Source organism: Goodfellowiella coeruleoviolacea (assembly GCF_024171785.1).
In the GTDB taxonomy this organism is placed as follows: Bacteria; Actinomycetota; Actinomycetes; order Mycobacteriales; family Pseudonocardiaceae; genus Goodfellowiella; species Goodfellowiella coeruleoviolacea.
Genome location: NZ_JAMTCK010000003.1, coordinates 305718 through 319297, shown reverse-complemented (window position 1 = coordinate 319297; position 13580 = coordinate 305718). Strand labels below are relative to the sequence as shown.

Here is a 13580-nt window from a genome sequence, read left to right as displayed (position 1 = left end):
ATTGGTGCAACGAGCCTGCCGGCGAATGCAACGACTGGTGACTCCGTTGCAACGCTGGGCGCGGGAACGCCAGGGGAGGACGGATGCCGGGACGGCGCCTGAGCCATGAGGACCGCCGACGGATCGCCGCGGGACTGGCCGAGGGACTCGGCTACGCCGAGATCGCCCGGCTCCTGGGCCGGCCGACGTCGACGATCAGCCGGGAGATCGCCCGCAACGGCGGCCCGCACGCCTACCGGGCCAACCGGGCCCACCAGGCGGCCGCGTGGCGGGCGCGCCGGCACAAGCACAACCGGCCGCACGAGCGGCCAGCCGTCGCTGACCCGGCCCAGCGCAGTGCTGGGGCGGTGCGGGAGTTCGAGCAGCAGTTCGTGGCGATGATGGTCGAAACCGGACTCCCCCTGATGTCGGCCAGGGTGCTCACCTGCCTGTTCACCAGCGACGCCGGCAGCCTCACCGCCGCCGAACTGGTCCAGCGGCTGCGGGTCAGCCCGGCGTCGGTCTCCAAGGGCGTGCGCTACGTCGAGGGGATCGGCCTGCTGCGGCGCGAACGCGATCCCGGCAGCCGGCGGGAGCGGTACGTGCTCGACGACGACGTCTGGTACCGGGCGTGGCTGTCCAGCAGCCGATCGCTCACCCGGTGGGCCGCCACCACCGAGCACGGGGCCGACGTCCTCGGGCACGCCACTCCCGCTGGTGCCCGGCTCGACACGACGACCCGGTTCTTCCGGTTCGCCGTGGACGCGCTGACCCAGTTGGCCGAGCACTGGCGGCAGACCTTCGCCCCGGAGACCCGCCCGGTGGCGGAGTCCCGTGCCGAGCCGCCGCGGTGAGCAGGCCGGTCCCAGCGCGGACTTGTCCTGGAGTTAACTCCAGGACCTAGTGTCGGCCGCATGACCACCTCTCCGGTAACCCTGATCACGGGCGGTTCCAGCGGAATCGGCGCGGCAGCGGCCCGACTGCTGCTGGAGCGAGGGCACCAGGTCGCCGTCACCGGGCGCGACCGCGGCCGGCTCGACCGGTTCGCCGAGAGCTGCGGCAGGCCGGACTCCCTGCGGACCTTCGCCGGCGATGCCGCGGACTACGCGGAGATGCGCTCGGCCGTGGTCGCCACCGTCCGGGAGTTCGGGCGGCTGGACGCGGTCGTGGCCAACGCCGGGTTCGCCACGCCGGACAGCGTGGTGGACGGCGACCCGACCCAGTGGCGGGAGATGGTGCTGACGAACGTGCTCGGCCCGGCGGTGCTGATCCGGGCCGCGGTGGCGGCACTGCGGGAGACGCGCGGCCGGATCGTCATCGTCGGCAGCGTCGCCGGCTTCATCCACGCCCCCGGCAACCTCTACGGGGCGACGAAGTGGGCGATGACCGGACTCGCCGAGAACACCCGGCGTGCCGTGACCGGTGACGGCATCGGCGTCACCCTGATCGCGCCCGGCCGCGTCGAGACCAACTTCTGGGACGCGCTGGGCGGCCGTCCCGAGGGGCAGCTGCTGACCGCCGAGCAGGTCGCCGAGTCCGTGGCGTGGGCGATCGGCCAGCCGGCCGGCGTGGACGTCAACACCGTGGTGATGCGCCCGATCGGCCAGCCCGTCTGAGACGCGCGGGCCCGGCCGGTGCGGCCGGACGGTGGTGCGCGCTGGCCGGTGGTCAGCGCAGCAGCGAGCGCGCGGTGGGGATCACGCCAGTGGCGGTGCTCCGGCCGCGGCCAGCGCCGGTGCCACGGTCTGCTCGATGAAGTTGAGGAACTCCTCGTCGACCGGGGTGTGCCGGTGGCAGATGGTCACCGCGATGCGGGAGTCCGGCACCGCGCTCGCACCCACCGGTGGCCGCTGGGCCGCTGGCTGCGTGAACCCGGAGTGGGGTCGGGCCGGACGCAGCAGCAGGACGTCGTCGCTGTCGACCATGCAGGCGTTGGCCGCCTCGCGGTGCTTCCGCCAGGCTGCCCCGTTGACGTAGAACGCGGTCAGCGCGTCGCGTCGGGCGGCCATGTCGGGGAAGGCGCGGATCCACCCGAACCGGTCCGGGTCGTCCTCGTCGCGGAACTGCCCGACCACGCCGATCCCCGCGTGCTGGAGCCGAAGCCGACGGAAAGCCGGTGACGTCAGCCAGGGTTGCACCTTCCGTAGCGGCATGTGGTCCAGTGGACTTACGCCCCGATCCCGTGCGGAAAGGTCCCCACTCATGCATTCGTCCTTCCTGCCACCCCGCCAGGTCAAGATCGGTGACGCGGCGGCCTTCGCCGGCACCACGCCACGGGCGATTCGCCATTACCACGAGATCGGCCTGCTACCCGAGCCTGAGCGGGGCGGTGATGGCCGCCGCCGCTACGGGTACGAGGACATAATCCGCCTGCTGTGGATTCGCAAGATGGCCAACGCCGGGATCGCCCTGAACGACATCCGCGACGCCTTTACCACCGGCGTGGCTTCCGCCGATGCGGACAGCGGAGACGGTATCGCGGGCGTCCTGGAGCGGTTGGAGAAAACCCTCGCCGAGCAGGAGGCGGAATTGCGGCGGCAACGAGCTGCCGTGCAGCGGATGCGCACCGAAGGCAGCAGGATGGGCCTGCTCTCCGACTTCGTCACCGAACGCCTCAAGAGCCTGCCCGAAGGCTCCCTGCGTCAGGCGGACCTGGACAGTCTGCTGGTCACTGAGCGGATCTTCGGCCCGCTCGGCGCGGCCGTCCAGGCCACCCGCTTCGTCGTCCTGGCCACGCATCCCGCTCTGCGGGCGGATTCCGACCGCATCGATGACGCCGAGGAGGCACTCGATGACAGCGTCGCCGTCGATGATCCACGAGTGGCTCAAGTGGCCGCCGAGCGGCACGCCTTCGAAAGCGCCCTGCAGGCCGTCATCGAGGAGTCCGGCCTGGGTAAGGACGACGACGCCCTCTGCGACGCCTGGGACACTTTGCACTCCGCTACGGCCGATGACGGCGAGGACGAGGCCGACCTCAGCTCTGGCCGGCGGGAGGCTGGCTCCATGAGCGCGTTCGACGCCATCGGCAAGATGCCCTACGACTTCTCCCCAGCTCGCCTGCGCTGTATGGAACTGGCCGAAGAGCTGTCCGCCCAGGACTCACCCGCTACCTGAAGCGCGGCCAAGCCCCCGCACGTGACCAGCACCGTGATGCCGTGCCGCCGTTGCTGTCCCGTGCGGGGCCGATGAGGTGTGGCCACCCTGGTTGGCCAGGGACAACCAGCCAACCACCACAGCGCCCCTGCCACCAACTCCCACCTGCCGAGACGACGAAGACGGCCGCGCGGTACCGCACCGGCATCGAGCAGTACCTCGTTCCTGGCCCGGGTGTGCCGTCCTGGGTGTCCAGGTCCGTCCACTTCAGACCAATGGCTTCGCCGTGTGGAACAGATGGGCTGGTCGGAAGCGACCATGCGCAAGCGCTACGTCCACGTGCCCGACGAGATCAAGCGGGACATCCCCGGCAGATCGGCGAACTGCTCTGGTCACCGCGCCAGGGTGACCAGGAACACAACGAGGACGAAGGCGACGACGGGCCAGCCGGGGTGCTGGAACCGGCCTAATCGGAACAACTGCAACCCAAACTGCAACCCTGACCACACTGGCCCTTCCCGGGAAACCGGAAAGGGCCAGGTCAGGTGCTGAGCCGCCTGAGGGAATCGAACCCTCGACCTACGCATTACGAGTGCGTCGCTCTGGCCGACTGAGCTAAGGCGGCGTGTTGCGGCTCTAGTGTAGCGGCTCGGTCGAGCGTCACCGATTCGGGCTGCCCTCGTTGTGTCACGCGTAACGCCGGCCAGGCCGCACCGGGTCGGGGCCTCGGACGAAGGAGCAGGTAGATGCCCGTGCGCCGCGCTCGCGCCGTGGCTCGCTCGGTCGTGGCGGCCGGGCTGGTCTGCTGGGTGGTGCTCGGGTGGGCGACCCCGGCGGGAGCCGGGCCGGCCCCGAGCGGACCGGCCCCGAGCGAGTCGGGTGCGGTCGGGTCGGCGGCGCGGGCGATCGGGGACGCGGGCACCGGGCTGGCGGTGATCCGGTTGCTGCCCGGGGCGGCGTCGGGACAGCAGCAGAGCGCCAGCGAGCTGGGCGTGGGGCTGGCCAGTGCGCAGGCCAACTCCGAGGCGGCCCTGGCCTACGAGCACGCGGTGGCCCAGGCGGCGCCGGCCGGGGTGGTGGTGGCGGGCGGCACGCCGCAGCTGCCCGGCGGCCTGGTGCAGACCGCGCTGCCGGACAACGCGGAGCCGGTGACCGGTGGACTGGCCGCGCCCACCGGGCCGCTGGCCGCGCTGGCCTCGGTGGGCGCGCTGACCGGTTCGGCGCACGCCCGGTGGAGCGAGCAGGCCGGCCCGTGCGTGGGCGACATCGCGACCGCCAGCACGTCGCTGGCCAGCCTGTCCGCGCTCACCGCGATCCCGGCGCTGCCCAGTCAGCTCGACCTCACCGGGCTGCTCCAGCCGACCCGGCAACTGCCCGACCCAGCGATGCTGGTGGACGCGCTGAAGAACCTCGCGGCGCCGTTGAGCCGGTTGGGCGGGCTGCTGTCGGGAACGCCCGGCGGTGCGGCGACCGGCGCACTGGTGAGCCTGCCGGACGCGCTCAGCGCGCACGCGAGCGTGAGCCTGGTCGACGCGCCGGGCGTGGCCGGCAAGGCGGTGCGGTCCACGTCCACGCTCCAGGTCGGCGGCATCCGACTGCTGGCGGGCAGCCCGATGGAGCTGCGGGTGGACGTGGTCAGCGCGCCCACGCTGACGGTGACGGCCACGGGCGACGAGGCCACGTCCTCGGTCAGCTACCAGGCGCCGGTGCTGCGGGTCAGCCAGGGTGGGCGCGAACTGGGCACACTGGACGCGAACAAGTCCACTATGGACATACCGGTGAAGGTGTTGCCGGGAACGGACTTCCGGTTGCCGGCGGTGGGGGAACTGCTGCCCGACGGCACCGAACTCACCGCTGGTCTGTCCACAATAGACATCGGGGTGCTGCGGCTGCGCACCGGTGGGCCGGCAGAGAAGAAGTCGGTGCTGGCCGAACCGTTCACCGGGTTCCAACTCGGCGCCACCGCGCGCCTGCTCGACCTGCAGCTGCTGCCCACCGACCGGCTTGCCCTGCCCAACCTGCCCGCCGCGCTGGTCCAGGTCGCACTGGGCGAGCAGATCGCCAGGGCGGCGGCACCCGCGGGCGGGGTGCGCTGCGCGGCGGCCGCGCCACCGGCGGACCAACCACCGGCGCCGGCCGGGGGTGGTGCCCCAACGCCACCGCTGGCCCGGACCAGCGCGGCAACCGGGGTGGTGCCGCTGTTCTGGGCCGGCACGGCCGCCCTGTTCGCCGGCGTGGTCCTGGTGGCCGCGACCCCGCCCCGCCGTGGCCGGGCCACCCGAGGCACCCCCGAGTCCACCCGCCCACGCGGGCCCGTCGGCTGAGCGCCGACGCACCCGGCGGGGGCGGCGGTTTCCCCCAGGCCGCCGCCCCCACAGGCCTTGGCGGGCAACGACAACAGGACAACGGCCTGGGCCAGCTCGACCGGTCGAGGCGCCCGAGGCAGGCCCGGCCAGCGGGTTGGCGCCGGCGTGCGGCGGGTCAGCCGTGGTGCAGGGCGGTGACCATGGCCTCCACCGCGATCCTCGGCTTGACGTTGCGCTCCAGCGCGCGGCGGCAGGCCAGCACCGCCTCCAGCCGGCGCAGGGTGGACTCGGGCGTCCAGGAGGCCGCGGCGGTGGCCACGTCACTGGCCCGGTCCGGGTGGTTCAGGCTCACCTCGGCGCCGGTCGTGGTCACCAGCACGTCCCGGTAGAACGCGGCCAGGTCGACCAGGGCCAGGTCCAGGGTGTCCCGCTGGGTTCGGGTCGACCGGGACTTCTGCCGCCGCTCCAGGTCCTTGAGCGCGCCCTTGGCGCCCCTGGTCGCGGCGGCCGTGCCCTTGCCGGTGCCGCCCGCGCCCATGGCCGTCTCCAACGCCTGGCGCTCGGCCTCGTCGCGGGCGTCGTTGACCGTGCTCGCCTCGGTCTCGGCCGCGCTGATCAGCTTGTCCGCGCAGGTGAACACGTCGGCCGGGCGGCGCAACGCCAGGGGGATGCGCAGCACGGCCTCGCGCCGCTGCCTGGCGGCCTCGTCGGTGGCCAGCCGGCGGGCCCGACCCACGTGGCCGCCGCAGATCGACGCGGCCCACTCGGCCGTGCGCTGGTCGATCCCGTCGTGGCCGGCCAGGTGCTGGGCGATGGCCGCGGCCGGTGGCGTGCGCAGCGCGACCAGCCGGCAGCGCGAGCGGATGGTCACCGACACGTCGTCGGGGTGGTCGGACGGGGCGCACAGCAGGAACACGGTGCGCGGCGGCGGCTCCTCCACCGCCTTGAGCAGTGCGTTGGCCGCGCCCTCGGTGAGCCGGTCGGCCTCCTCGATCACCACCACCTGCCAGCGGCCGGTGGTGGGCCGGCGCGCCGCGGCCTGCACCAGCGCGCGCATCTCCGCGACCGAGATGGACAGCCCCTCCGGCGCCACGAACCGCACGTCGGCGTGGGTGCCGGCGAGCGTGGTGCGGCAGCCGGTGCACACGCCGCAGCCGGGCCGGTCGTCGACGGCCGCGCACTGCAACGCCGCCGCGAACGAGCGGGCCACCTCGGTGCGGCCCGAGCCGGGCGGGCCGGTGAACAGCCAGGCGTGCGTCATGGCCCCGGGCGCGGTCGGCCGCCCGGCCACCACGTCGGCGGCCGCCTCGGCCGCGGCGGACAGCACCCGCACCGCGTCGTCCTGGCCGACCACCTCGGCCCACACCCCGCCGTGGCTCACACGCCCTCCACCCGCGCTGTTCCCGATGACCCGGTTGGTCCTGCCGTCCCCGATGATCCCGCGGCCCCGGCCGAGGGTTCGGCCGGCTCCCCCGGGCCCGTGCCGGCGAGCGCGGTGTCGGTGCGCGCGGTGTCGGTGAGCACGGTGTCGGCGAGCACCGGGCCGGCCTCATCCGGCGGGGGCGACTGGAGTGGCGGGGTGGGTGGGGGCGTCGGCTGCGGCCGGCGCGGACGGCGCTGGGTGAGGATCGGGGTGAGCGCCGCCCACACCCGGGCGGCGACCTCCTCGTCGGTGCCCTCGGCGTCGACCACCACGTACCGCTCCGGGTCTGCCGCGGCCATCTCGCTGAGCAGCCGCTGCACCTGCCAGTGGTAGCGGACGCCGTCCAGGCCGGCCGGTCCGGTCACCGGGTCGGGCGCGGCGCGGTCCAGCAGCACGGTGATGTCCGGCCGCAGCCGCCCGGTCGCCCAGTCGGCCAGCCCCTCCAGTTCGGCCTGGTCCAGGCTGCCCTGCGCGCTGAAGTGCGCGGTGGGCGTGTCCAGGTAGCGCTCCATCACCACCAGGGTGCCGGCGTCCAGGGCGGGCCGGATGCGCTGCTCCACCATGTCGGCGCGGACCGCCGCGGCCACCAGGGCGTGCGAGCGCGGGCTGATCAGCGGCACGGTGGCCAGCACCGAGTTCAGCTGGATGTCGTTGAGTTCGGGGTCGTGGGCGAGCAGCACCGGCCGGTCCTCGGCGCGCAGTGCGGCGGCCAGCCGGTTGGCCTGGGCGTTGGTGTCCGCCGGGGTGGCGCCCTCGATCGCGATGAGCAGGCCGTTGGACGGGCGCGGCCGGCCGCGGATGGCGGCGAGCAGGTCGGACAGGATGGGCTCGGTGCGCCGGTCGTCCATCTGCCGGTAGGCGACCACCCCGACGACCGCGGCCAGCACGCCGGCGCCGAGCAGCACCGGCCGACTGCCGTCGATGATCATCTGGTGGCCGAACACGGTGATGGTGCGCACCTGCACCAGGGTGATCAGCGTGGGCGCCAGCGCGGTCGCCGCGGCCAGCACGATCTTCATCAGGGACTGCTGGACCGCCACGATCCGGCCCCGGATGGCGTCCTCCACCTGGGAGCCGATGATGGTCAGCCCGGTCAGGAACGCGACCCCGGCGCTGGCCCCGACCAGGGCCACGGCCACCAGCGCGACCCACAGGTGCGGGGCCAGCGCCACCACCACCAGGGCCAGGCCGGCCGCCACGATGGCGGTGCCGAACAGCCGGCTGTGGGTGAGCCGGCGGGCCAGCCGCGGCGCGGTGGCCATGCCGACGGCCAGGCCGACGAACACCGCGACGAACAGCATGCTGAACGCGGTGTCACCGCCGAGCAGGCTGAACGCGTAGGGTCGGGCCGCGCCCACCACGGCGCCGCCGGCGGCGAACGCGCCCGCCATGCCGATGACCAGTCCCCTGGTCAACGGGGTGGAGCCGGCGAAGCGCAGCCCCTCCCGGAACATCCGGGCGAAGCCGCCGCGCTCGGCCGGTTCCTTGGCGCGCCGCTGGCGGCTGACCGCGGGCCGGCCGGACAGCTCGGGGATGCGGGTGGCCACCAGGATCGCCGAGGCCAGGTAGAGCAGGCCGGTGATCATCACCGCGATGATGGCGATGCTGAACTCGGCGCCCTTCAGGTTGAGCGCCCCGGGGATGGACGAGACCAGCGAGTACAGGCCGGCGCCGCTGACCACGGAGATGCCGTAGGTCATCACCAGGCCGAGCTGGTTGGCGGTCTCCACCTGGTCGGAGCGGCGCAGCAGGTTGGGCACGCCGGACTCCTTGGCCGGAATCCACAGCATGGCGCAGCAGCCGACCAGGAAGTTGGCGGCGAACAGCCACTGCACCGACCCGACCAGGGCGATGGACAGCAGCAGCGCGCAGCGCAGCAGGTCGGCGGTCACCATCACCTTGCGCCGGTCGAACCGGTCCGCGAGCACCCCGCCGACCGGGGCGAACAGCACGCCGGGCAGCAGCTGGGTGAACACGACCCCGCTGAACGCGAAGGTCTGCCACTGGTAGCCCTCGGTGAGCTTGCCGACCAGACCGGACAGCGCCAGCATCGACAGCCAGTCGCCCATGCTGCACAGGTAGGTGACGCCCCACAACCGGCGAAACGCCCGAATCGACAGCACGCTGCGTATTCGATGTGACGTGGACGCCTCGGACCGCCGTGATCCGGAGCCGGGCCCCCCGGACTCGGCTGACCCGGTCTGGGCATCGCCCAGCTGGTCAGCAGCCGAGGTCACCCCGATGCCCTCTTGAATGCCGCCCACCCCCATTCGGAGCAATTCACCGGCCGCCAACCCACGTGAGCTGGGCCAACGCCCGACAGCCGCTACCTGTTCGGGCGAGCATCGCCGAGGCACGACCACGGCCATCGCAACCGGAGCGCACCGCCCGACCACGTCGAGAAACCCTCGACCCGTCGGGCGGAACGCCGCACTGACAGACACGTAGCGTAACTCCCGCGTGATCCGCGATTCCGCCAGCCCGGTTGCGCGCTCAACACCTCCCTCATGGTGGCGCACCCCTCGGCCCGCCGCGCGGATCAGCACGGCTACCAGGACCTGTTGCCCTCCCAACGCCCGGACCGGGCAGAACGTGCCTCGGCCCCGGCCCCCCTCACGCGGTGCTGGACTTGGTCCCCGCGGACTTCGCCCCGGTGGACTTGGCCGCGGTGGACTTGGCCGCCGCGGTCTTGGCCCCCGTGCTCTTCGCCGCGGTGGACTTCGTCCCCGTGCTCTTGGTCGCGCTGGTGGTCTTGGTCGTGGTGGCCTTCTTGCGGGTGGTCCGCTTGGCCGGGCCCTTGGCCCGCTTCTCGGCCAGCAGCTCGGCCGCGCGCTCGTCGGTCAGCGTCTCCACGCTGTCGCTCTTGCGCAGCGACGCGTTGGTCTCGCCGTCGGTGACATAGGGCCCGAACCGGCCGTCCTTGACCACCATGGGCTTGCCCGAGACCGGGTCGGCGCCCAGCTCCTTGAGCGGCGGGGCGGCGGCCGCGGCGGCCCGGCCCCGCTTCTTGGGCTCGGCGTAGATCTTCAGCGCCTCGTCCAGGGTGATGGTGAACAGCTGGTCCTCGCCGGCCAGCGAGCGCGAGTCCGTGCCCTTCTTCAGGTACGGCCCGTACCGGCCGTTCTGCGCGGTGATCTCCTCACCGGTGGCCGGGTCCACGCCCACCACCCGGGGCAGCGACAGCAGCTTGAGCGCGTCCTCCAGGGTGACCGTGTCCAGCGACATCGACTTGAACAGCGACCCGGTCCTCGGCTTGACCGCGGCCTTCTTGGCCTCGCTGGCCTTCTTGCCCTTGTCGGCGCCGGCGCGCTCGGTCTCGGCCTCCGGCAGCACCTCGGTGACGTAGGGGCCGAACCGCCCCTCCTTGGCCACGATCTCGTGGCCGGTCTCCGGGTCGGTGCCCAGCACCCGCCCCTCCTGGGGCGTGGCGAACAGCTTCTCGGCGATCTCCGGGGACAGCTCGTCCGGCGGCAGGTCGTCGGGCAGGTTGGCGCGCTGGGACGTGCGCTCGCCGTCCTGCTCCAGCTCGCGCTCCAGGTAGGGCCCGTACCGGCCGACCCGCACCACCACGGTGCGGCCGGCGTCGTCGGTGAACAGCGGGATCGAGTTCACCTCGCGGGCGTCGATCTCCTCGGTGCTCGACCCGACCAGCTTCTTCAGGCCCCCGGCCCGGCCCACCGAACTCTCCGGCCCGACGTTGCCGCCGAAGTAGAAGCCGGACAGCCAGGTGGTGCGCTCCTGCCGGCCGGCGGCGATGCTGTCCAGCTCGTCCTCCAGCGCGGCCGTGAAGTCGTAGTCGACCAGCCGACCGAAGTGCTGCTCCATCAGCCCGACCACGGCGAAGGCCACCCAGGACGGCACCAGCGCCGAGCCCTTCTTCCACACGTAGCCGCGGTCCTGCACGGTGCTGATGATCGAGGCGTAGGTGGAGGGCCGGCCGATGCCCAGCTCCTCCAGCGTCTTGACCAGGCTGGCCTCGGTGTAGCGGGGCGGCGGGCTGGTGGTGTGCCCGTCCACGGCCAGCCGGTTCGCGGTCACCGCCTGGTCCTTGACCAGCCGGGGCAGCCGGGACTCGGCGTCGTCGGCCTCACCGCCGGCCTCGGCGTCCACCGACTCCACGTACGCCTTGAGGAAACCGGCGAACGTGATGGTCCGGCCGGACGCGGCGAACACGCACTCCTCGCCGCTGGCGGCGGTGCCGCTGATCCGCACGCTCAGCGTGGTGCCGCGCGCGTCGGCCATCTGCGAGGCGATGGTGCGCTGCCAGATCAGCTCGTAGAGCTTGAACCCGTCGGCGTCCAGCTCACCGGCCACCTCGCCGGGGGTGCGGAACACCTCACCGGCCGGGCGGATCGCCTCGTGCGCCTCCTGGGCGTTCTTCACCTTGCGGGTGTACTGCCGGGGCTGCGGCGAGACGTACTCGGCGCCGTAGAGCTGCTTGGCCTGGGAGCGGGCCGCGGCGATGGCCGTCTCGGACAGCGTGGTCGAGTCGGTCCGCATGTAGGTGATGTAGCCGTTCTCGTACAGCCGCTGGGCCGTGCGCATGGTCCGGTCGGCGGAGAAGCGCAGCTTGCGGCCGGCCTCCTGCTGCAGCGTGGAGGTCATGAACGGCGCGTACGGCCGGCGGGTGTAGGGCTTCTCCTCGACGTTGCTGACCCGGAAGGTCACCCCGGCCAGCGCGGTGGCCAGCCGGTTGGCCTCGGCCTCGTCCAGCCGGTGCACCTCGCTGCCCGGCTTGAGCTGGCCGTCCGGCCCGAAGTCGCGGCCCACCGCGACCCGGCTGCCGTCCACGGCCACCAGCCGGGCGCCGAAGTTGCGCGGCTGGGCGTCCGGGCCGGCGTCGAACAGCGCGGACAGGTCCCAGTAGGAGGCGGGCACGAAGCGCATCCGCTCCCGCTCCCGCTCGACCACGATCCGGGTCGCCACGGACTGCACCCGGCCCGCCGACAGCTTCGGCATGACCTTCTTCCACAGCACCGGGCTGACCTCGTAGCCGTAGAGCCGGTCCAGGATGCGCCGGGTCTCCTGCGCGTCCACCAGGTCCTGGTCCAGGTCACGGGGGTTGGCCGCGGCGGCGCGGATGGCCGGCTCGGTGATCTCGTGGAAGACCATCCGGCGCACCGGCACCTTGGGCTTGAGGGTCTCCAGCAGGTGCCAGGCGATGGCCTCGCCCTCCCGGTCACCGTCGGTGGCCAGGTACAGCTCGTCCACGTCGCGCAGGGCCCTGCGCAGCTCGGTGACGGTGGTCTTCTTGTCCGGCGTGACGATGTAGAGCGGCTCGAAGTCGTTGTCCACATCCACGCCGAGCCGGGCCCACGCCTGGCCCTTGTACTCGTCGGGCACGTCGGCGGCGCCCCGCGGCAGGTCGCGGATGTGTCCCCGGGAGGACTCCACAACGAAGTTCCCGCCGAGATACGACGCGATCTTGCGGGCCTTGGCGGGGGACTCGACGATCACCAACCGGCGACCGCCAGAACCCTCCGTCCCGCCAGTGCTCTTCTTCGTCCGTGTCGACCCAGCCACGCTGTCCTGCTCTCTTCCTACCGCCTGTGTCCCCGACCCGTCAGTGTGCATTGTTTGCTACGCCGACCGCCCTGCTCTCCGCCGAGACAGGGTGACATAACCGGCCAGCATCACCCGGTAGGAGGATGCGCTGTGCAGTCAGCCCCATGCGTTCGGCTACCTTCGGTGGGCTGGTCAACGGCGGTGACCGCCCGTGTTCGACCGGCGCCGACGAGACCGTTCCGCCTCGGCGTTGCGCAACGTCGGACCACCGCCCCTTGTTCCGGTTGCCGGCCGGGGCGAGCCGATGTCACCCCAACGAGGGTGCCCGGGTCGGGGTCGCGAACACGCCGTCCCGCGTGAACCTGCCACCGACCGGAGCCGGGGTCAACACGAGTATTGTTCAACAATACGCGGCGCCGACCGGCGGGGCAGGTCACCAGCCCCCGGGCCGGGACACCGGGGGTGCGGGTAGACGAACGCCGGCCCACCGAACCCCCTGGTTCGGCGAGCCGGCGTCAGCAGTCCTCGGGAAGGGCTCCCGGAAGCCGCTCAGTTGCCGCTCGTGCTGGTGGACGGCTCCTCGCTGGACGAACTGGCGGACGTGCTGTCCGATTCGAGGGCCTTGGTCATCTCCTCGCACTTGGGCGCCTTGTCACCGGCGGCGGCCAACTCCGGATCCTTCTCCAGGGCCGACATGGTGTCGCCGATGTTGGCCAGCTTGCCCAGGCTGGAGCCCGCCCCGGTCATGGCCTGCGACATCGCGGCGGGGTTCGCGGGATCGGCCTTGTCCAGGGCGGCCCTGCTCTCGTCCACCCCGGCCTTGATGTCGGTCAGGGTCTTCGTGACGCTCTCGACAACGCCGCTGGCGGTGGCGCTGGGTGCGGCGCCCAGCCCCTTCAGGCCGTCCAGGCTCTGACCAAGGCCATCGGACAGGTTGCCGAAGAAGCCGATCAGACTGGTCCTGGTGGCGGCCATGTTCGAGGTGTCGATCTCCGGGCGCTGGTTGACCACGGTGGCGAGGGGGATCAGCGCGCCGCAGTAGTCGTTGGCCCAGGTCACCTTGGCGTCGCCGCTGGCCGCCGTGGTGCTGCTCGCGCTGCTGGTGGAGCCACTGGCGTTGGTGGAACCACCGCTGCTGCATCCGACCAAAGCGACCGACAGTGCGGCAGTCAGGATTCCGGTGGTGGCGAGGCAACGCCTCATCTGGTCACTCCCTGTGTTGGCTACTGCTGAGGTAGGCAGACGTTACCCCGAACGGCTCAAGATTTAGACCG

General features: G+C 72.6%; 9 protein-coding genes and 1 tRNA gene. 4 read left to right on the top strand and 6 right to left on the bottom strand.

From position 1 onward, the window contains the following. Positions 1 to 83 precede the first annotated feature (83 nt). A complete protein-coding gene (locus LX83_RS38640; RefSeq protein WP_407649502.1) occupies positions 84 to 833 on the top strand; it encodes a GbsR/MarR family transcriptional regulator in 750 nt (249 codons plus the stop codon). A gap of 60 nt (positions 834 to 893) precedes the next feature. Then, positions 894 to 1595, top strand: coding sequence for an SDR family oxidoreductase (locus LX83_RS07505; RefSeq protein WP_253768492.1), 702 nt, complete (start codon positions 894 to 896; stop codon positions 1593 to 1595). 81 nt (positions 1596 to 1676) lie between these two features. Here LX83_RS07505 and LX83_RS07500 read toward each other — a convergent pair whose 3' ends face one another. Beyond that, the gene (locus LX83_RS07500) at positions 1677 to 2054 is read right to left on the bottom strand and encodes a hypothetical protein (protein WP_253768490.1); all 378 of its coding nucleotides are present in this window, start codon (positions 2052 to 2054) and stop codon (positions 1677 to 1679) included. Positions 2055 to 2181: 127 nt separating this feature from the next. Here LX83_RS07500 and LX83_RS07495 point away from each other — a divergent pair, with 127 nt between their 5' ends. After that, the gene (locus LX83_RS07495) at positions 2182 to 3093 is read left to right on the top strand and encodes a MerR family transcriptional regulator (RefSeq protein ID WP_253768488.1); all 912 of its coding nucleotides are present in this window, start codon (positions 2182 to 2184) and stop codon (positions 3091 to 3093) included. 530 nt (positions 3094 to 3623) lie between these two features. Here LX83_RS07495 and LX83_RS07490 read toward each other — a convergent pair. Further along, positions 3624 to 3697, bottom strand: a tRNA-Thr gene (locus LX83_RS07490). A gap of 121 nt (positions 3698 to 3818) precedes the next feature. Here LX83_RS07490 and LX83_RS07485 point away from each other — a divergent pair. Then, complete coding sequence (locus tag LX83_RS07485; protein ID WP_253768485.1) at positions 3819 to 5396, top strand: hypothetical protein; 1578 nt, start codon at positions 3819 to 3821, stop codon at positions 5394 to 5396. A gap of 157 nt (positions 5397 to 5553) precedes the next feature. Here the strand turns inward: LX83_RS07485 and LX83_RS07480 are convergent, their stop codons facing one another. The 4 genes from LX83_RS07480 to LX83_RS07465 all read right to left on the bottom strand — a co-directional run bounded on the left by LX83_RS07480 (position 5554) and on the right by LX83_RS07465 (position 13455). Further along, a complete protein-coding gene (locus LX83_RS07480; RefSeq protein ID WP_253768483.1) occupies positions 5554 to 6759 on the bottom strand; it encodes a DNA polymerase III subunit delta' in 1206 nt (401 codons plus the stop codon). Beyond that, positions 6756 to 8924: a bifunctional MFS transporter/dTMP kinase gene (locus tag LX83_RS07475; RefSeq protein WP_253768481.1), complete on the bottom strand. Its 2169-nt coding sequence runs from the start codon at positions 8922 to 8924 to the stop codon at positions 6756 to 6758. Before LX83_RS07475 ends, LX83_RS07480 begins: the two co-directional genes overlap by 4 nt. 490 nt (positions 8925 to 9414) lie before the next feature. Then, complete coding sequence (gene topA, locus LX83_RS07470) at positions 9415 to 12375, bottom strand: type I DNA topoisomerase (protein ID WP_253768479.1); 2961 nt, start codon at positions 12373 to 12375, stop codon at positions 9415 to 9417. A gap of 480 nt (positions 12376 to 12855) precedes the next feature. Then, a complete protein-coding gene (locus LX83_RS07465; RefSeq protein WP_253768477.1) occupies positions 12856 to 13455 on the bottom strand; it encodes a hypothetical protein in 600 nt (199 codons plus the stop codon). Positions 13456 to 13580 lie beyond the last annotated feature (125 nt).

Bases quoted from the DNA above. Each gene is read 5' to 3' on its own strand.
- LX83_RS38640 (WP_407649502.1), top strand. From the start codon at position 84: ATGCCGGGACGGCGCCTGAGCCATGAGGACCGCCGACGGATCGCCGCG.
- LX83_RS07505 (WP_253768492.1), top strand. From the start codon at position 894: ATGACCACCTCTCCGGTAACCCTGATCACGGGCGGTTCCAGCGGAATC.
- LX83_RS07495 (WP_253768488.1), top strand. From the start codon at position 2,182: ATGCATTCGTCCTTCCTGCCACCCCGCCAGGTCAAGATCGGTGACGCG.
- LX83_RS07485 (WP_253768485.1), top strand. From the start codon at position 3,819: ATGCCCGTGCGCCGCGCTCGCGCCGTGGCTCGCTCGGTCGTGGCGGCC.
- topA (WP_253768479.1), bottom strand. From the start codon at position 12,375: ATGCACACTGACGGGTCGGGGACACAGGCGGTAGGAAGAGAGCAGGAC.